The organism is Mesorhizobium silamurunense, assembly GCF_014843825.1.
In the GTDB taxonomy this organism is placed as follows: Bacteria; Pseudomonadota; Alphaproteobacteria; order Rhizobiales; family Rhizobiaceae; genus Mesorhizobium; species Mesorhizobium silamurunense.
In genome coordinates this window covers 1-18,046 of sequence record NZ_JHQR01000187.1, presented here as the reverse complement: position 1 = coordinate 18,046, position 18,046 = coordinate 1, and the positions used below count along the sequence as shown (strand labels likewise).

General features: G+C 64.8%; 17 protein-coding genes. 12 read left to right on the top strand and 5 right to left on the bottom strand.

Translation table 11 applies throughout. The features are described from left to right. Together atpD and DH10_RS20865 are read left to right on the top strand one after the other, a co-directional pair. Positions 1 to 1,462 (top strand): F0F1 ATP synthase subunit beta (atpD, locus tag DH10_RS20870; RefSeq protein ID WP_210327833.1); only part of this gene is annotated, 1,462 nt, incomplete at its 5' end. Positions 1,463 to 1,571: 109 nt separating this feature from the next. Continuing rightward, on the top strand, positions 1,572 to 1,979 hold the full coding sequence (locus DH10_RS20865; RefSeq protein ID WP_192258186.1) for a F0F1 ATP synthase subunit epsilon: 408 nt from the start codon (positions 1,572 to 1,574) through the stop codon (positions 1,977 to 1,979). 123 nt (positions 1,980 to 2,102) lie between these two features. On the opposite strand, the gene DH10_RS20860 is transcribed toward DH10_RS20865, so the two are convergent. After that, positions 2,103 to 3,602 (bottom strand): mannitol dehydrogenase family protein, encoded by a 1,500-nt coding sequence (locus DH10_RS20860; RefSeq protein WP_192258229.1) that lies wholly within the window; start codon positions 3,600 to 3,602, stop codon positions 2,103 to 2,105. A 185-nt stretch (positions 3,603 to 3,787) separates the two neighbouring features. On the opposite strand from DH10_RS20860, the gene uxaC reads away from it, so the two are divergent. The 8 genes from uxaC (at position 3,788) to DH10_RS20820 (ending at position 10,908) form a co-directional block, all read left to right on the top strand. Next, entirely contained in the window at positions 3,788 to 5,191 is a 1,404-nt protein-coding gene (uxaC, locus tag DH10_RS20855) for a glucuronate isomerase (RefSeq protein ID WP_192258184.1), read from the top strand. 32 nt (positions 5,192 to 5,223) lie between these two features. Then, on the top strand, positions 5,224 to 6,201 hold the full coding sequence (locus DH10_RS20850) for a TRAP transporter substrate-binding protein (protein ID WP_192258182.1): 978 nt from the start codon (positions 5,224 to 5,226) through the stop codon (positions 6,199 to 6,201). Positions 6,202 to 6,270: 69 nt separating this feature from the next. Beyond that, positions 6,271 to 6,834, top strand: coding sequence for a TRAP transporter small permease (locus tag DH10_RS20845; protein WP_192258180.1), 564 nt, complete (start codon positions 6,271 to 6,273; stop codon positions 6,832 to 6,834). Beyond that, positions 6,835 to 8,115, top strand: a complete 1,281-nt coding sequence (locus DH10_RS20840) for a TRAP transporter large permease (protein WP_192385280.1) — start codon at positions 6,835 to 6,837, stop codon at positions 8,113 to 8,115. It begins immediately after the preceding gene. A gap of 26 nt (positions 8,116 to 8,141) precedes the next feature. Next, positions 8,142 to 8,915: a FadR/GntR family transcriptional regulator gene (locus tag DH10_RS20835; RefSeq protein ID WP_192258176.1), complete on the top strand. Its 774-nt coding sequence runs from the start codon at positions 8,142 to 8,144 to the stop codon at positions 8,913 to 8,915. A 16-nt stretch (positions 8,916 to 8,931) separates the two neighbouring features. After that, positions 8,932 to 9,783, top strand: coding sequence for a 5-dehydro-4-deoxy-D-glucuronate isomerase (gene kduI / locus DH10_RS20830; RefSeq protein ID WP_192258227.1), 852 nt, complete (start codon positions 8,932 to 8,934; stop codon positions 9,781 to 9,783). Beyond that, positions 9,780 to 10,547, top strand: coding sequence for a 2-dehydro-3-deoxy-D-gluconate 5-dehydrogenase KduD (gene kduD / locus DH10_RS20825; RefSeq protein WP_192258174.1), 768 nt, complete (start codon positions 9,780 to 9,782; stop codon positions 10,545 to 10,547). Before kduI ends, kduD begins: the two co-directional genes overlap by 4 nt. Positions 10,548 to 10,575: 28 nt before the next feature. Then, complete coding sequence (locus tag DH10_RS20820; RefSeq protein ID WP_192258172.1) at positions 10,576 to 10,908, top strand: cupin domain-containing protein; 333 nt, start codon at positions 10,576 to 10,578, stop codon at positions 10,906 to 10,908. Between the two features lie 216 nt (positions 10,909 to 11,124). Here the strand turns inward: DH10_RS20820 and DH10_RS20815 are convergent, their stop codons facing one another. Beyond that, positions 11,125 to 11,748 (bottom strand): LysE family translocator, encoded by a 624-nt coding sequence (locus DH10_RS20815; protein ID WP_192258170.1) that lies wholly within the window; start codon positions 11,746 to 11,748, stop codon positions 11,125 to 11,127. A gap of 201 nt (positions 11,749 to 11,949) precedes the next feature. Here DH10_RS20815 and recQ point away from each other — a divergent pair, with 201 nt between their 5' ends. Beyond that, positions 11,950 to 13,779, top strand: coding sequence for a DNA helicase RecQ (recQ, locus tag DH10_RS20810; RefSeq protein WP_192258168.1), 1,830 nt, complete (start codon positions 11,950 to 11,952; stop codon positions 13,777 to 13,779). A gap of 138 nt (positions 13,780 to 13,917) precedes the next feature. On the opposite strand, the gene DH10_RS20805 is transcribed toward recQ, so the two are convergent. The 3 genes from DH10_RS20805 to DH10_RS20795 form a co-directional block, all read right to left on the bottom strand. Further along, entirely contained in the window at positions 13,918 to 14,370 is a 453-nt protein-coding gene (locus DH10_RS20805; RefSeq protein ID WP_192258166.1) for a cupin domain-containing protein, read from the bottom strand. Then, complete coding sequence (locus DH10_RS20800; protein WP_192258164.1) at positions 14,367 to 14,996, bottom strand: TetR/AcrR family transcriptional regulator; 630 nt, start codon at positions 14,994 to 14,996, stop codon at positions 14,367 to 14,369. The genes DH10_RS20805 and DH10_RS20800 overlap by 4 nt, the downstream gene beginning before the upstream one ends. A 263-nt stretch (positions 14,997 to 15,259) precedes the next feature. Then, positions 15,260 to 16,861: a caspase family protein gene (locus tag DH10_RS20795; RefSeq protein ID WP_192385279.1), complete on the bottom strand. Its 1,602-nt coding sequence runs from the start codon at positions 16,859 to 16,861 to the stop codon at positions 15,260 to 15,262. Positions 16,862 to 17,208: 347 nt separating this feature from the next. On the opposite strand from DH10_RS20795, the gene DH10_RS20790 reads away from it, so the two are divergent. Further along, on the top strand, positions 17,209 to 17,931 hold the full coding sequence (locus tag DH10_RS20790) for a sulfotransferase family protein (RefSeq protein WP_192258160.1): 723 nt from the start codon (positions 17,209 to 17,211) through the stop codon (positions 17,929 to 17,931). Positions 17,932 to 18,046: the final 115 nt, after the last annotated feature.

Genomic DNA, 18,046 nt, shown 5'->3' with positions numbered 1-18,046 from the left:
GGCAGCGGCTCCGGCCAAGGCGGCCAGCGTTGCGGCGAAGCGGGTCGGCGCCGCCGGCAAGGTCCGCCAGGTCATCGGCGCCGTCGTCGACGTGCAGTTCGAAGACCACCTGCCGGCCATTCTCAATGCGCTGGAAACTCAGAACGTCGGCAACCGCCTTGTGCTCGAGGTCGCCCAGCATCTCGGCGAGAACACCGTGCGCTGCATCGCCATGGACTCGACCGAGGGTCTCGTCCGCGGCCAGGACGTCTTCGACACCGGCGCGCCGATCTCGGTGCCGGTCGGTCCGGGTCTGCTCGGCCGCATCATCAACGTCATCGGCGAGCCGGTCGACGAGGAAGGCCCGGTCGACGGCATCGAGCAGCGCGCCATCCACCAACCGGCTCCGGCCTATGTCGACCAGTCGACCGAAGCGCAGATCCTGGTCACCGGCATCAAGGTTCTCGACCTGCTGGCGCCTTACGCCCGCGGCGGCAAGATCGGCCTGTTCGGCGGCGCCGGCGTCGGCAAGACCGTGCTGATCCAGGAACTGATCAACAACGTCGCCAAGGCCCACGGCGGCTTCTCGGTGTTCGCCGGCGTCGGCGAGCGTACCCGCGAAGGCAACGATCTCTATCACGAGTTCATCGAGTCGGGCGTCAACAAGAAGGGCGGCGGCGCCGGCTCCAAGGCCGCGCTCGTCTACGGTCAGATGAACGAGCCGCCGGGCGCGCGCGCCCGCGTCGGCCTGACCGGCCTCACGGTCGCCGAGTATTTCCGCGACCAGGGCCAGGACGTGCTGTTCTTCGTCGACAACATCTTCCGCTTCACGCAGGCGGGCTCGGAAGTGTCGGCGCTGCTCGGCCGCATCCCCTCCGCCGTGGGCTACCAGCCGACGCTGGCCACCGACATGGGCGCGCTGCAGGAGCGCATCACGACGACGACCAAGGGCTCGATCACCTCGGTGCAGGCCATCTACGTTCCGGCCGACGACCTGACCGACCCGGCGCCGGCGACCTCCTTCGCCCACCTCGACGCCACGACCGTGCTCAACCGCGCGATCTCGGAAAAGGGCATCTACCCGGCCGTCGATCCGCTGGACTCGACCTCGCGCATGCTCGACCCGATGGTCGTCGGCGAGGAGCACTACCAGGTCGCCCGCCAGGTGCAGTCGATCCTGCAGCGCTACAAGTCGCTGCAGGACATCATCGCCATCCTTGGCATGGACGAGCTGTCGGAAGAGGACAAGCAGACGGTCGCCCGCGCCCGCAAGATCGAGCGCTTCCTGTCGCAGCCGTTCTTCGTCGCCGAAGTGTTCACCGGCTCGCCGGGCAAACTGGTCGATCTCGCCGACACCATCAAGGGCTTCAAGGGCCTCTGCGCCGGCGACTACGACCACCTGCCGGAAGCCGCCTTCTATATGGTCGGCGGCATCGAGGAGGCGGTCGAGAAGGCGCAGCGCCTGGCGGCTGAAGCGGCTTAATCACGGGAATAGGGAGTAGGGAGTAGTGAGTAGAGAATAGCAAGTGTGGCTTGGGCTTTAATAACTCGTCACTACTGACTACTCACTATTCCCTACTCACTAAATTCGCATGGCTGAAGCTTTCAAGTTCGAACTGGTCTCGCCGGAACGGCTGCTCGTCTCCGAGCAGGTCGAGTCGGTCGTCATCCCGGGCGCCGAGGGCGAGATGACCGTGCTGGCGCAGCACGCTCCGGTCATGACCATGATCAAGCCCGGCGTCGTCACGGTGAAGACCGCGGCCGGTGCGGAAGCGCGCTACGTCGTGTTCGGCGGCTTCGCCGACATCCTGCCTTCGGGCTGCACGCTGCTGGCCGAATCGGCGGTGGCCGTCGGCGATATCGACCGCGCCGATCTCGCCCGCCGCATCCAGGAGGCCAGGGAAGACGCGGCCGACGCCAAGGACGACGAGAGCCGCGCCAAGGCTGAGCAGTTCCTCAGCCAGCTCACCACGCTGGAAGGCGCGCTGCTGCCGGCCTGACGACGGCTTCTAACAATGGATTGAAAAGGCGGGGCTTGCCCCGCTTTTTTGTTTGCCCGGTTTGATGGACAGTCCGCGCCGCGCCAGGTCGTGAACGGGTCCGCAGGCAAATAGGCGCGAGCGTTATCGGCTGTCTATGCCGAGCGCGGCGAATGCCAGCACCGGACCCTCCCGCCGCAAGTGGACGAGATGCACGGCCACGAGTTCGATCAACGTCTGGCGTTCGGCGTGGTCCTTGGCGAAGCCGGCTAGCTCAAACACCTCCACAACCGTTTCGTTCGCCGGCAGTTGCTGGCCCAAAAGCGTGGTCAACGCGGCATCGAGCGGATCGGTGAAATGGCCCTCCGGCAAGGCCTTTCCCCGTGCCGCGCAGGCAGCGATCCAGGCGGCCACCACCAGTGTCAGATGGACCAGCTCCGTGCCGGCCTCCAGGCACTCCAGGGCCGACGCGATGATGCGCTGCGGCAGCTTCTGGCTGCCGTCATTGGCGATCTGCGCGGTGCGGTGGGCAAGCGCCGTGTTCGAAAAGCGCTCGGCGAGCTCGCCCGTGTAGGCGGTCGTGTCGAGTCCGGCGTTCTCCGGCAGCGTCGGGATGGCTTCGGCCCACAACGCGTCGACGAATTGCCGGATCGCCGGATCGGCAAACGCGCGATCGACGGTCGCATGGCCGCTGAGCAGGCCGAGATAGGCTATGCCCGAATGGGCGCCGTTGAGCAGCCTCAGCTTCATATCTTCGAAGGGACCGACATCCTCGACCATGGTGACGCCGAATTTCTCCCAGGCCGGCCGTCCGGCCGGGAAGCGATCCTCGATCACCCATTGGCGGAACGGCTCGGTCATGACCGGCCAGGCATCCTCGAGGCCGAGTTCGCCCGCGACGCGCGCGCGGTCGGCATCGGTGGTCGCCGGCACGATGCGGTCGACCATGCTCGACGGGAAGGCTACTTCCTCGGCTATGTGATGCCCAAGATCGGCATCGCCCTCTCGGGCGAGCCGTGAGTCGCGCAGCTTCGCGAATTCGACCAGCAGCCGGTGCAGCGTCGCGCCGTTGGCCGGGAGATTGTCGCAGCAAAGCACGGTGAAGGGCGGCGTGTCGGCTGCGCGGCGGCGCGCAAGCGCCTCGGCGAGAAAACCATGCGCCGTCCTCGGCGATCCCGGGTTCGCCAGATCGTGCACGATGTCGGGATGGGCCTCGTCCAGCGCGCCATCGGCGGCTCGAAGATATGCCTTTTCGGTGATGGTCAGCGTGACGATGCGGATGCGCGGATCGGTCAGTGCGGCGAGCACCGCGTCGGGGTCTTCCGGCGCCACCAGCAGCGACAGGATCGAGCCGACGACCTCAAGCTGCTCGCCGGCGCTGTCTCTTACCGCCAGCGTGTAGAGCCCGTCCTGCGGCGCCAGCGCATCGCGCGTGTCGGGGCTGCGCAGCGAGACGCCGACGATGCCCCAATCCCTCCCGCCATCCGCCAGGCAGGCGTCGACATAGGCCGCCTGGTGAGCGCGGTGAAAGGCGCCGACGCCGAGATGGACGATGCCGGGCGTCACGGCGTTGCGATCGTAGCGCGGTATGACAATGGCGCCCGGCAGTTTCGCGATCGTGGCGTTCGAAAGACGGCTGTTCATTGGCATTTGAAGTCTCCGATCGGGGCATCCAACCCGGGCAGGAACGGACGGCTGCGGCGTAGCACCCGTCGCTGCCCCGTACAATGGCCGGAATCTATGCAAAGTCATCATACAACCAGATGATTTTTGTATGTTGACATTATCTCCGGCCGATCTACCAATAAGCCAACCTGGGAGGAAGCCAAGTGGCAACACTGACCGATCCGGACCTGCTGTTCGCGCCGGAAACGCGAACGCTGGCTCGCTCGCTCCATGCGGGGGTGAAAGACCTGCCGATCGTCAGTCCGCACGGTCACACGGATCCGCGCTGGTATGCGCTCAACGAGCCGTTTCCCGATCCGGCGCAATTGCTGATCGTGCCGGACCATTACATTTTCCGCATGCTGTTCAGCCAGGGCGTGCGGCTGGAGGAACTCGGCGTGCCGACGCTCGATCGCGCCCCGGTCGAGACCGACGGCAGGACGATCTGGCGCCGCTTCGCCGAGCATTATCATCTCTTCCGCGGCACGCCGACCCGGCTCTGGCTCGACCATGTGTTCGAGCATCTGTTCGGCATCGACGAGCCGCTCGATGCAAGCTCCGCCGACCGCCATTACGACACGATCGCGGCGCTGCTCAGCCAAGACGACTATCGGCCGCGGGCATTGTTCGAGCGGTTCAACATCGAGGTGATCGCGACGACCGAAGGCGCGCTCGACGACCTCAAATGGCACCGGATGATCCGCGACAGCGGCTGGAAGGGTCGCGTCGTCACCGCCTACCGGCCGGACGCGGTGGTCGATCCCGACTTCGAAGGATTCCTGGCCAATCTCGACCGGTTGGGCGAAATCACTGGATGCGACACCGGAAGCTGGGCCGGCTATCTCGAGGCGCACCGCCAGCGCCGCGCCTATTTCAAGGAATTCGGCGCAACCTCGTCGGACCACGGCCATCCGACCGCCGAGACCGCCAACCTCTCCGACGCGGCGGCCGAGGAGTTGTTCAACCGCATCCGCCGCGGCTCGGAAGACGAGCGCGAGCGAAAACTGTTCCGCGCACAGATGCTGACCGAAATGGCAAAGATGAGCCGTGACGATCGCCTGGTGCTGCAGATCCATCCGGGATCATGGCGCAATCATTCGCCGGCTATCTTCCAGAAATTCGGCCGCGACAAGGGCTTCGATATCCCGACCAGGACCGACTATGTGGCGGCGCTGAAGCCGCTGCTCGACTGCGTCGGACTGGAGCGCGACCTCACAGTCATCCTGTTCACGCTGGACGAAACGAGCTACGCACGCGAGCTGGCGCCGCTCGCCGGCGTCTATCCGGCGCTCAGGCTCGGGCCGGCCTGGTGGTTCCACGACAGCCCGGAAGGCATGTGCCGCTTCCGCGAGATGACCACCGAGACGGCCGGCTTCTACAACACCGTCGGCTTCAACGACGATACGCGCGCCTTTCCCTCGATTCCGGCGCGCCACGATGTCGCCCGCCGCGTCGACTGTGCCTTCCTGGCACGGCTCGTCGCCGAACATCGGTTGCGCGAGGAGGAAGCGCACGAGCTGGCGCGGGAGCTTGCCCACACGCTTGCCAAGAAGGCGTACCGGCTCTGAGCCGGTCGCGAGGGTTTCAAAGGGAGGAAGTCATGTTGCATTTTTCGAAATTGACGGCAGCCACATTGGCCTTCGGCTCGCTGCTCATCGGTATTGCCAACGCCGAGACCGTGCTGCGCTCGGCCGACACCCATCCGGACGGCTACCCGACCGTCGAGGCGGTCAAATATATGGGCGAGCTGATCAAGCAGCGGACCGACGGCCGCTATTCGATCGAGGTCTATCATTCGGCACAGCTCGGCGAGGAGAAGGACACGATCGAGCAGACGCAGACCGGCGTCATAGACCTGAACCGCGTCTCGATGGGGCCGTTCAACGGCATCGTGCCGGAGACGCAGGTGCCGTCGCTGCCCTATATGTTCCGCTCCGTCGAGCAGATGCGGCACGTCATGGACGGCCCGATCGGCGACGAGATCCTCAAGGCCTTCGAGGCGCATGACCTCGTCGGCCTCGCCTTCTACGATTCCGGCGCGCGCTCCTTCTACAACACCAGGAAGGACATCACCTCGATCGCCGATCTCAAGGGCATGAAGTTCCGCGTCATCCAGTCGGGCGTGTTCGTCGACATGGTCAACGCGCTCGGCGCGAACGCCACGCCGATGGCCTATGGCGAAGTCTATTCGGCGCTGGAGACCGGCGTCATCGACGGCGCCGAGAACAACTGGCCGAGCTTCGAATCCGCCAAGCACTATGAGGTCGCCAAGCACTACACGATCGACCAGCACCAGATCGTGCCGGAGGTGCTGGTGATGGCGAAGGCGAGCTGGGACAAGCTCTCGCCGGAGGATCAGGCGATCGTCCGCCAGGCCGCCGAGGACAGCGTCGTCAAGATGCGAGAGCTCTGGGACGCGCAGGAGAAGAAGTCGCGCGACATCGTCGAGAAGGCCGGCGTCAAGGTCAGCGAGATCGACAAGCAGCCGCTGATCGACGCCATGAAGCCGGTCTACGACAAATACCTGTCGACGCCCGAGCTCAAAGACCTCGCGGCGCGCATCCAGGCAACCAAGTAAGGCGATTTGCGGGGCGGGCCGTGCGTCCGTCCCGCATTTCTTGGCCGGCTGAAGATCGGGAGGGATCGGATGGCGACAACAACAAAGGCAGGCGAAGCGACCCCACGCTTCAGCATCGTGCTGTCGCGGATCTGCGACGGAGCGCTTTATCTCGCGGGCTTCGGGCTGGTCGCCATGACCGCTTTGGTCGCCTACCAGGTGTTCTTCCGCTTCGTGCTCAACAGCTCGCCGAGCTGGACCGAGACCAGCGCCATCATGCTGATGAACTGGTTCATCTTCCTCGGCGCCGCGGTCGGCGTGCGCGAGAACTACCATATGGGCTTCGACGTGCTGGTCTATATCCTGCCGAAAGGCAGCAAAGGGGTGTTGCGCACGCTCTCCGACCTGATCGCTTTAGCCTTCGGCATCGGCATGGTCTGGTACGGCTGCAAGCTGGTCGGGCTCACCTGGCACACCATCATCCCCGCGCTCGAATTGCCGGGCGGCTTCGACTATCTGCCGCTGGTCACCGGCGGTGTGCTGATCTGCTTGTTTTCAGTTGAACGGATTGCGCTGCGCTGGTCGGGCGTCGATGTCGACAAGGACCTCAATCTCGAGGATGTCCCCGAGATGCCGGCGGTGCAGGAGGCCTAGATGGAGCTCTGGATACTGTTCGGCGTCTTCACGCTTTTGATGCTCGCCGGCACGCCGATCGCCTTCTGCCTGGGTGCCGCGTCCTTCGCCGCGGTGCTCTATCTCGGCCTGCCGCCGCTGGTCGTGTTTCAGCAATTGAAGTCCGGCATGAGCGTGTTCTCGCTGATGGCGATCCCGTTCTTCATCTATGCCGGCGACCTGATGGTGCGCGGCGGCATCGCGCAGCGCATCGTTTCCTTTGCCGGCTCGCTGGTCGGCCATGTGCGCGGCGGGCTGGGCCAGGTCAACATCATCGCCGGCACGCTGTTCGGCGGCATCTCCGGCTCGGCCGTGGCGGAAGCGGCCGCCGTCGGCGGACTGATGATCCCGCAGATGAAGGCGCGCGGCTACGGCGCCGACTACGCCGTCAACGTCACCTCGATGGCGGCGCTGATCGCGCTGCTCCTGCCGCCGTCGCAGAACATGATCATCTATTCCATCGCCGGCGGCGGCAAGATCTCGATCGCCGACCTGTTCACCGCCGGCATCCTGCCGGGGCTTTTGTTCGCCGCCTCTCTGATGGTCACCGCCTATCTCGTCGCCCGCAAGCGCGGCTATCCGGTCGAGACCTTCCCGGGTTTTGCCCGCGTCGGGCAGCTGGCGCTGATCGCCATCCCCGGCCTGCTCCTGGTCGGCATCATCTTCGGCGGCGTTCGCTCCGGCATCTTCACGGCGACCGAAAGCTCGTGCATCGCCATCCTCTACGCCCTGGCTGTGACGGTCTTCGTCTACCGCTCGATGCGCTGGAACGACTTCGTCCACGCCACGCTGGGCGCGGTGCGCACGACCTCGATGGTGCTGCTGATCATCGGCATGGCGGCGTCGTTCAGCTGGCCGATGGCCTATCTCAAGGTGCCGGTGCTCCTGATCGCCGGCATGAACGCCATCTCCACCGATCCGCTGGTGGTGCTGCTTCTGCTCAACGTGCTCATGCTGCTTCTCGGCACCTTCATGGACATGGGTCCGATGATCATCATCTGCACGCCGATCTTCCTGCCGCTGGTCCAGCACTACGGCGTCGATCCGGTGCATTTCGGCGTCATCACCATCCTCAATCTCGGCATCGGGCTCAACACGCCGCCGGTCGGCACGGTGCAGTTCGTCGCCTGCGCCGTCGGCAAGATCACGGTCTGGGAAGCCATGCGCTCGATCTGGCCGTTCTACGGCGCGGGTATCGTGGTTCTGGGACTGGTTACGTATATTCCCGCGATCTCGCTGTGGCTGCCAAGTGTATTCAAATAGGGGCGTGTTCAAATAGGGAGTGCGGCGTGGCCGATACCACAACGGATCTCAGGGTCGAACGGAAGCCGAAGCTGTCGGAAACGGTGGTCGCGGCGATCCGCAAGCAGCTTCTGGCGGGCGAGATCCCGCCCGGGCACAAGCTGCCGACCGAGGGCCAGCTGACGGAAACTTTCGGCGTCAGCCGCACAGTCATCCGCGAGGCGCTGGCCAAGCTCGCCGCAGACGGCCTTGTCGAGGCGCGCCAGGGCGCCGGCGTCTTCGTGACCGAGCACATCTCCACCACGCTCGGCGTTTTAGCCGCGGACATGGGAGCCAAGGATTCCATCGCGCTCAACGTGCTCGAAGTGCGGCTGGCGATAGAGATCGAATCGGCAGGCCTTGCCGCCATCCGCCGCAACGCGGCGCAGGAGGCGGCGATCCAGGAGGCCTTCTTCGAGTTTGAGCGGCTTTTGCTCGACAGCCAGCCGACCGGTCCGGCCGACCTCGCCTTCCACCGGGCGATCGCCAGCGCCACCAACAATCCGTTCTATGTCGAGATGCTCGACGTGCTCGGCCGCCGCGCCATTCCCTGCGATGTGACCTCGCCCTGGTCGACGGAACTGGTCCAGTCGGACGAGTACCAGCGCGGCCTGCAGCGCGAGCATCTGGTGATCCTCAACGCGATCTCGGCCGGCGATGCCAATGCCGCGCGCGAGGCGATGCGGGCGCATCTCACCGCCAGCCAGCAGCGCTACCGCGAGCGCCTGCAGGCACGGCAGGCCTATTACGCGAAGTCGGTGGCGGCGGCATCGACCGGATGATCATTCGAGCAAGATGATGGATCAAAAGCACACCGAATTCTCCTCGCGCTTCGCCATCGACCCGACAGCGGCCGCGGCGATGGGAACCGACGAGCTGCGCCACAATTTCCACGTCGCGGGGCTGTTCCAGCCCGGTCTCGTCAGCCTCACCTACACGCATTACGACCGCATGATCGTCGGCGGCGCCATGCCGGCCGATAAGGTCCTGCCGCTGGAAGCGATCAAGCCGACGGGCACCCAGGCATTCCTCGACCGCCGCGAGCTGATCGCCGTCAACATCGGCGGCGCCGGCACCGTGACGGCCGACGGGCTGCCCCATGAGATGGCGGCGCGCGACATGGTCTATCTCGGCATGGGCACGCAGCAAGTCTCGTTCGCTTCAGCTGATCCGGATGAACCGGCCAAGTTCTATCTGCTCAGCGCGCCGGCGCATCAGGCCTATCCCAGCCAATTGATCCGCATCGGCGACGCCAGGAGGCTCGACCTCGGCAGCCAGGCGACCAGCAACGAGCGCTCGATCTTCCGGTTCATCCATGCCGACGGCGTGAAAACCTGTCAGCTCGTCGTCGGCATGACCCAGCTCGCTCCGGGTTCGGTCTGGAACACCATGCCCTGCCATGTGCACGACCGGCGCATGGAGGCCTATCTCTATTTCGACCTGGCCGACGACGCGCGTGTCTTCCACCTCATGGGCGAGCCGGACGAGACGCGCCATATCGTCATGCGCAACGAAGAGGCGGTGCTGTCGCCGGGCTGGTCGATCCATTCGGGCGCCGGCACCTCGAACTATGCCTTCATCTGGGCCATGGCCGGCGACAATGTCGACTATACCGACGTCGACCAGGTGGCGATGGATCAGCTCAGGTGAGCGATCTCTCCGCCTTCAGTCTTGCGGGCAAGCGCATCCTCGTCACCGGCGCCAACACCGGCATCGGCCAGGGCATCGCAGTGTCGGTGGCACGCGCCGGCGGCGCCGTCATCGGCGTCGGGCGCTCGGCAATGGATGACACGGCGGAGAAAGTCGCGGCAGAAGGGGAAGGTTTCGAGGCGGTGGCCGCCGATCTCGGCGATCCCGCCAAGGCCGCCGCCATGCTCGACCGGGTCTGGGACGAGAGCGGGCCGCTCGACGGCCTGGTCAACAATGCCGGCATCATCCGTCGTGCCAATGCCGTCGACCTGACCGAGGCCGATTGGGACGAGGTGATGGACATCAATTTGAAGACGGTCTTTCGGCTCTGCCAGAGCTTTGCCAGGCGCGTGCTGGCGGAGCCCGGGCGGCGCGGCAAGATCGTCAACATCGCCTCGGTTCTGAGCTTCCAGGGCGGCATCCGCGTCGCCTCTTACACCGCCTCGAAACATGGCGTGCTCGGCCTCACTCGGCTGCTCGCCTGCGAATGGGCGCCGAAAGGCATCAACGTCAACGGCATCGCGCCGGGCTATATCGAGACCAACAACACCGAGGCCTTGCGCGCCGACCCCGACCGCAGCGCCGCCATCCTCGGGCGCATTCCCGCGGCGCGCTGGGGCCAGCCCGGCGACATCGGCGATGCGGCCGTCTTCCTGCTCGCGCCTGCATCGGACTATATGCATGGCGCGGTGATGCCGGTGGACGGCGGCTGGCTGGCGCGGTGACATTTCAATTTCGAAACGGAAGCTCGCGATGACCGATTTCTTTTCCCACGCAGGCGAAAAGGCCTGGGAGCCGACGCCGGACGGCAACAGGCGGCGCGTGCTGGTGCACACGGCCGAGCTGATGATGGTCGAGTTCGCCTTCAACAAGGGCGGCGTCGGCGCGCTGCATTCGCATCCGCATGTCCAGGCAAGCTATGTCGCCGAGGGCCGCTTCGAAGTCACCATCGACGGCCGGTCGGAGATCCTGGCAGGGGGGAGCAGCTTCATCGTGCCGTCCAACCTGGTGCACGGCGTCAAGGCGCTGGAAGCGGGTCGGCTGGTCGACAGCTTTGCGCCTCATCGAGCCGACTTCCTCGCCTGAAGAGACAGCTTTTGACATATCGGAAAGGAAAACCCGCGCCGGGCGGCGCGGGTTTGTTGCCTGGGCGCCCGTGGCGCCGCCGCGGTACTCTGAACATCGCCGCAGGACGACAAAGGTGCCGCAACATAGTGAAGATAGGTTTAACGCGACAGGATGTGAGGTCGATGATCGGTCTCGCCGCCGGACTGTCGCCCTCGGATAGCGCGAAGCGCCGGCTCAGCGCTGTTCAAGTGTCAGCCGCGCGCCGAGCGCGCAATAGATGCCGCCGACCACCTTGCCCTGCCATTTCAGCACGGCCGGGTTGCGGCGCAGGAAGGAGCCGAGACCTCCGGCCGAGACGGCGAAGACCACCGTGCTGAAGAGACCGAGAAGGACAAAGACGGCGCCGAGGATCGTCAGCTGAAGCACGACCGATCCGTTTTCCGGGCGCACGAACTGGGGCAGGAAAGCGAGGAAGAACAGCGCCGTCTTCGGGTTCAGCACCTCGGTCAATATGGCCTGCCGGAACGCCTTGCCCGCCGGCACGGCCAAGGCGCGGGCCCCGAGATCGACCGGCGCCTTCTCGAGGATGGCGCGGATGCCGAGGTAAACAAGATAGGCCGCGCCGATATATTTGATGATGGAAAACAGCATCGCCGAGGTGGCGATGATGGCCGTGCCGAAGATCGCCATGGCGGTGTGGACGACGTCGCCCGCCGCGACGCCGGCGCCGGTGGCGATGCCGACTTTGGTTCCCGAGTTGGTCGCCCGCGCTACGGTAAGCAGCGTGGCAGGCCCCGGAATAAAGACGAAGCCAAGCACGATCGCGACATAGGTCGTCAATGTGGCCAGGTCGATCATTGCCGGGTTCCTCCGCTGCAGGCGGGGACAAGAAGCCATCCTTTGCGCGGAGAGGCAATGCGCTGGCGATGCCGGGCAGGCAAAACGGCGGACAAGCGAGGGGTTGCGATGGCGTTGGAGCGATCTCCGCCTTAAGAACGTGACCTCAGCCGAATCCGGGAATCATTCTCTATGCATATTTCGATGGCGGGGCGGACATCGATGGCGGGCATTCCGGCGGAGGGACGCGATCCGAAGCGGCGCGTGCTGAAGGATGTGTTCGGCTTCGACGATTTTCGTCCCGGCCAGGCCGACGTGATGGAGGCGCTGCTCTCCGGACGCCACGTCCTGGCGGTCATGCCGACCGGCGCCGGCAAGTCGCTCTGCTATCAGGTTCCGGCGCTGGTCCTGGGCGGGCTCACCATCGTCGTCTCGCCGCTGGTGGCGCTGATGCAGGATCAGGTCGCGGCGCTGCGGCTCGCCGGCGTCGCCGCCGACACGATCAATTCCTCGCTCGACCGCGATGCCAACGTCGCGGCGTGGCGCCGGGTCGCGTCGGGCCAGACGCGTCTGCTCTATCTGGCGCCGGAGCGGCTGATGACCGAACGCATGCTCGACGCGCTCGCCAGGCTCGACATCAGTCTGATCGCCGTCGACGAGGCGCATTGCATCTCGCAATGGGGGCCGGCCTTCCGGCGCGAATATGAAGACCTTGCGCGACTGCGCGACATCTTTCCGAAAGTGCCGATCATCGCGCTGACGGCGACGGCGGACGAGACAACGCGCACTGACATTTCGGCACGGCTGTTTGCCGACCTTGTCGACACGCTGGTGCTGGGCTTCGACCGGCCGGATATCAAGCTCGCCATCGAGCCGAAACAGGACAGCAAGCGCCAGCTGCTGCGCTTCGTCGAGCGTCATCCGGGGCGCAGCGGCATCGTCTACTGCCTGTCGCGCCGGAAGACGGAGGAGATGGCGGCCTTCCTCGAGCAAAACGGCGTCACCGCGCTCGCCTATCATGCCGGCATGAGCAAGGACGCGCGTGAAGCGAATCAGAACGCCTTCATGACGCTCTCCGGCGTCGTCATGGTGGCGACCAACGCCTTCGGCATGGGCATCGACAAGCCCGACGTCGCCTATGTCTTCCACACCGACCTGCCGGCGAGCCTCGAGGCCTACTACCAGGAAATCGGCCGCGCCGGCCGCGACGGGCGGCCGGCGGAGGCACATATGCTCTACGGCCTCGGCGACATCCGCACGCGCCGCCTGTTCATCGACGACGAAGATGCCTCGCCCGAGCACAAGCGGCGCTCGCACGGCCGGCTGGACACCCTGATCGGCTATTGCGAGACGGCGCAGTGCCGGCGCCAGGTCCTGCTCGGCTATTTCGGCGAGGAGGCGCAGCCGTGCGGCAATTGCGACAACTGCCTCAACCAAGCGCCGCGCGCGGACGGCAGCGCCGAGGCGCGCATCATCCTTTCGGCCGTCGCGCAGACCGGCGAGCGCTTCGGCGCCTCCCATATCGTCGACGTCCTCCTCGGCCACGAGACCGAGAAAGTGATTGCCAGGGGTCATCAAAGGCTTGCCAGCTTCGGCACCGGCCCGGCGCACAACAGACCCGCCTGGCTGTCGCTGATCCGCCAGCTCGTGGCGGGTGGGTTCCTGATGCCGGACCCGGACGGCTATGGCGGCCTTGCCATCTCCGAAAGCGGCCGAGCGCTCGGCCGCGGCGAGATCGCGTTCGAGTATCGCGTCGAGACATGGCACCGTTCCCTGCGCAACAAGGCGCGTTCGGCCCAGGCCGCGGCGGGCACCGAAGATCTGGACGCCGCGCTGCTCGCCGCGCTCAAGGCGCTAAGGCTGCGCCTGGCGAAGGAACGCCAGGTGCCGGCCTATGTCGTCTTCTCCGACCGCACGCTGATCGACATGGCCGAACGCCGCCCGCGCGACCTCGATGCTTTCGCCGAAGTGAACGGCGTCGGTGAAGCCAAGCTCAGGGAGTTCGGCGCGATTTTTCTCGAAGCGATTGCCGCGCACGAATCCAGGACTTAGTCCCTCATCGATCCGCCACCGAGGATGTTCAGCTTCCGGGTGCTTGAGGTGCATCTTCGTTGCCGGTGGCGCGTCGTCTGCGCCACCGTCCATCAGGCGACCCACACAAGCTCGAAAGCCGTGACACCGGAAGGCGGTTCAGGCTGCCACGGGCAGCGCCTCGATACCATGACGCTGCATCGCCGCGCCGATCCGGGCAAAGTCGGGCTGCGCCTGCGGCTCAACCGTGCCGATGTCGCGGAAGAAGGCGATCATGGAAGGCTCGACGAGCACCAGCATTCGTACCGGGCGGCCGCTGTCGTTGGAGTAATTGTGCGGCGCCCTCGGGCCAATGCGCACTGAGGTGCCGGGCGCTGCGACTGTCACTTCGGGCGGGCCGCCCGCGACAAAGTGACGGACGGTCAGCGCGCCTTCCAGCACATAAAAAAGCTCGGGTGAGGCGTGGGTGTGCGGCGGAGTTCCGGAACCCGGCGGCACCTCGACCTCAATGAGTTCAAGGCTGGAATCCGCGATGCCGCCAAGTAGGCGGATGCGGTCGGCTACGACCCAGAGCGTCTGGGCGGCTTCGGGAGTGGTGACGTTGAAATTCATGGCTTGTCTCTTTGGTTTGTGACTTCCGCTGGTGAATGACCCGGGGTGACCGCGGACAGGATCACCTCGAGCGCCCAGGATGCTGTCTCGCCGGCCTGGGCGCCGGTGAGACCGCCATAGTCCTTCAAGATCTCCCATGCGGAGGCCGAGAAGAGCAGATGAGCCAGCGCCTCGACCTTTTCGGCTTCGGCGGGCTGAAGAGACGAAATGGCGGGACCCAGCGCGCGCCTGAAATTGACGCGGCGGCTTGCCACCGTGCCCATGCGCATCTCGCGGCCAGTCCGCGAATGGAGCGATGAACGGATCGCCGCGTCGTGCAGGTCGAACCGCGGAAAGGCCTGACGGGGCCCGTCGACGATGTCCTTGGGGGTCCTCGGGGTAGTTGAAGCTCCTATCCGGGCATTCAGCCAGGGCCAGAAAACAGCCAGGAGGTCGTCCTTCGTGGCGAAGTGACGGAACACGGTCCGCCGTTGCACTCCGGCCTTCTGGGCGATCGACTCCATGCTGATCTCGTCTGCAGCGGTGGCCGAATCCATCAGCTCAAACAGGGCGCAGAGAATCGCCTCATGCGTTTCACGCGCTTTCTCTTCGCGCATGGGGCTGTTGTAGGTGCGGACGTACGACACGCGGGTTGCTCCTAATTGGTGACACCATATGTGTCATTAAATCCAGCGACTGTCAATTGGTGTCACCATTGATGACATCGATCAAATTTGAGGGGCGCCGCTGATCCTCGAATCGAGCTTGATTGCCGACGTCCCTTCGTGACTGGATGAGCCCTATCACCCAAGAAACGGCCGGCTGGCGCGGTCGGCGGGATGTCTTGAGTCTGATGCCGCCGATAGCGATGGGACGCAGAGATCGATATCGCGCCTTGTCGGCGAGCACTTCAATAGTGCGCGTAGCCGCTCAACGGACATCGCTGGGACGCGGGAACCTCGAAAGTGCCGTCAATGCCGCTGCAAGTGCGGAATCCGGACTTTCGCCGCGCCTGTTTAGCCGCCTTTGGCACCGGTCTTGGATTGGCTGCCTCACGTTGCTGTACGCGTCTCGGCTTCGCACGGACGACCGGTTGCGGCTTCTGCGACTTTTGCGACGTGGCGCTTTCCTGTTTCTTGGCTTCCGCTTCTGACGCTCGCTGGGCGCGGTAGCTCTTCAGGGCGTCGCCCGTGTCGAGTTTCAGGCGAGCATATTGCGTTGGGGTAAGAAAGGTGGTCGGGGGCAGCCGGTTTTCCTCCTGCCACCGGCCGATGGCTTGGCGCGTCTTGATGCCGAAGTCGCCGTCGGCTTCGTCCAGGTCGTAACCGATCGCCAGCAGCCTTTCCTGCAGATCGATCTTTTCCTGACGACCGAGCCCGATCGCGCTTTCCGTCAGTTCGGTCCCAGTGTCGGTTTCCGGATTGCCGGCCGCGGCCGGAGATTGCGCCCCTGTGGCCGATCGCGACGCGTCGCTCTCGGTATTGGCGACAACGGTCGGCGACCTTTTGAGTTGATCGATGTTGAGGCGGGCGAGATCGGCGAACGCTCCCTTCGGAAATTGCTGCAGATAGGCTTGGTAATGTGCAAGCGTGTTGCGCTTCGAGGCCTCGTCCCAGACGCGCTGCTCGATTTCCCATCCGCGCCCGTCCGAGGTTGGGGGCTCAACCGGAGTCTCCGTGGCGGACGGTTGCGGAGCCGGGGCGGCCGGTGGCGGCGTCTGCGGGCCGATAAAGACCTCGCGGCCGAGCGAGGCGTTGTGCCAGGGGCGTTGGCGCCCATTCGTCTCCGCCGTCACCTCGCCGCGAACGCGAGTCAGCGCGCTCTGGATCTCCACGCCGGGTTCGGCGAGATGCCTGGCCAGCGAGGTCGTGTAAGGACTGTTGGCGCCGTTGCCGTCGTAGGACACGGCTCCGGGATCGGTCGCAAAGGCGATCAGCACGCCGCCGGTGCCGACGTCCGACCCGCTGACATCGATGGGTGCCAAGCCGGGCGCGGTGGTCGAGCGGCTCTTCGGCAAGGAAGCCGCCAAGGTCCTAGCCAAAGGATTGTCGCGGCAGGCGTCCAGGATGACGATGCCGATAGCCGGGTCGGGCGGAAGGGCTGCAAGCAGCTCGTCGATCTGGATGGTGCGGGTCTTGAGATGCGCCGGGGCTGTAAGCTCGGCATCGACAGGGATCAGGTAATTCTTGCCGTTCACCTGCATGCCGTGGCCGGCGTAGTAGATCAGCGCCGTATCCGCTTCGTACGAGGCCTCGGTGAACTTGTTCAGCCGATCCCGCATTCCGGCATAGTCGAGATCGACGCCTTCGATGACGTTGAACCCCGCTTTGCGCAACACATCGGCCATCAGGCGCGCATCGCCGGCGGGATTGGGAAGGGCCGGCGCGTAGACATACTTGCTGTTGCCGATGACTAAGGCGACCCGGTTGTTGCCGGCGGCAAGGGCGCTTGCCTGCAGCAGACCGGCTGCAGCCAGCAAGAACAAACCAACAATGGCGATCCAGAACCTCATCGCGCGCACTCTCAATCAAGTTGCGGCTTTGCCTGCTCGTTCCAGTCGCATTTCATGCGGGGGATGCCCCTTCCATGAAATATATAACACATTAGCGCCATCGAATGCCTGTCCCGTCGCGCGCTTTGACCCCCGTTGCGGACCGGCGATCCCGACAAATTGCCTGTCGAACCGGCCCAGTGGGAAGCTCGCGGAAGGCAGTGAACTCGGCAGACGGGCCAGCGCCGCAGGCGTAGCTGCTGTCTCGGATGCCACATCGGGATCATCGCTGTCCCTGTGGAAACATTCCCTATTGCAATCCTCGAAAGAAGAGGGTTCGATTAAGTGTCCGGGGGAGGACAGAATAAGTGAACAGGGGTGTGGTCTGGCTTATCCCGAAGCCGAAAGTTTCTATATTTATCTGTGGTTGTGGCCATACCGGCTCGACCTTGCTTGCCCGGATATTGGCCGCCCATCCCGATGTCTTCAGCGTTCCGCGCGAGACAAGCGCTTTTGTCTCGGACAAAGGCGCCAGATGGACCAAGTTAAGCTTGCTTTTGCTGGAGGCGGCCATTTCGCGCCGGAGCGTCTGGGTCGAAAAAACCCCCGGCCATATCCATCATACCGGCCAGATACTCGAGACGATTCCGGGTGCCCGTTTCATCGTCGTCACGCGCGATGGCCGCGATGTCGTGACATCGCTCGGTCAGCGTTACGAGGGCGATTTCGACAGAGCTTTCCAAAGATGGGTTGCCGACAGCAAGGCCTCGATGCTCCGTGTCGAGAAAGGCGGGAGCATGCTGTGGCGCTACGAGGACTTTATCGAGTCGCCTGCGCTTTCCATCGAACGGCTATGCCGCTTCATGGGTGTGGCTTTCGATCCGGCTATCCTGGACTATCACCGGCATCCGGTCGTCTGGGGAAGGGAGAGAAGAGTTCGGACGGCCCATTCGGCCCGCCGAATGACGCAGGTCAACCAACCGATCACCGACTACCGGGGCGGCTGGAGATCGACGCTGCCCGCAGAAGTCGCCTCGCGTTTCGAGACGGGTGAGGCCCAGGAGCTCATGGCCTATTTCGGATATCGCTGAGAGCGACTGCCGCTCTCCTTCGCCGAGGCTTCGGAGGGCATTCCTGCTTCGCAAAGTGGACCTGTCCTGCGCAGCGCGCAGCGCCAATGAGCGACCCGAGACATAGGTGACGAAA

What these genes read in the sequence shown, in the direction of transcription:
- DH10_RS20805 (WP_192258166.1), bottom strand. Translation starts at nt 14,370, where the DNA reads ATGAATTTCAACGTCACCACTCCCGAAGCCGCCCAGACGCTCTGGGTC.
- recQ (WP_192258168.1), top strand. Translation starts at nt 11,950, where the DNA reads ATGGCGGGCATTCCGGCGGAGGGACGCGATCCGAAGCGGCGCGTGCTG.
- DH10_RS20795 (WP_192385279.1), bottom strand. Translation starts at nt 16,861, where the DNA reads ATGAGGTTCTGGATCGCCATTGTTGGTTTGTTCTTGCTGGCTGCAGCC.
- DH10_RS20820 (WP_192258172.1), top strand. Translation starts at nt 10,576, where the DNA reads ATGACCGATTTCTTTTCCCACGCAGGCGAAAAGGCCTGGGAGCCGACG.
- DH10_RS20845 (WP_192258180.1), top strand. Translation starts at nt 6,271, where the DNA reads ATGGCGACAACAACAAAGGCAGGCGAAGCGACCCCACGCTTCAGCATC.
- DH10_RS20815 (WP_192258170.1), bottom strand. Translation starts at nt 11,748, where the DNA reads ATGATCGACCTGGCCACATTGACGACCTATGTCGCGATCGTGCTTGGC.
- DH10_RS20865 (WP_192258186.1), top strand. Translation starts at nt 1,572, where the DNA reads ATGGCTGAAGCTTTCAAGTTCGAACTGGTCTCGCCGGAACGGCTGCTC.
- DH10_RS20840 (WP_192385280.1), top strand. Translation starts at nt 6,835, where the DNA reads ATGGAGCTCTGGATACTGTTCGGCGTCTTCACGCTTTTGATGCTCGCC.
- DH10_RS20850 (WP_192258182.1), top strand. Translation starts at nt 5,224, where the DNA reads ATGTTGCATTTTTCGAAATTGACGGCAGCCACATTGGCCTTCGGCTCG.
- DH10_RS20860 (WP_192258229.1), bottom strand. Translation starts at nt 3,602, where the DNA reads ATGAACAGCCGTCTTTCGAACGCCACGATCGCGAAACTGCCGGGCGCC.
- kduI (WP_192258227.1), top strand. Translation starts at nt 8,932, where the DNA reads ATGGATCAAAAGCACACCGAATTCTCCTCGCGCTTCGCCATCGACCCG.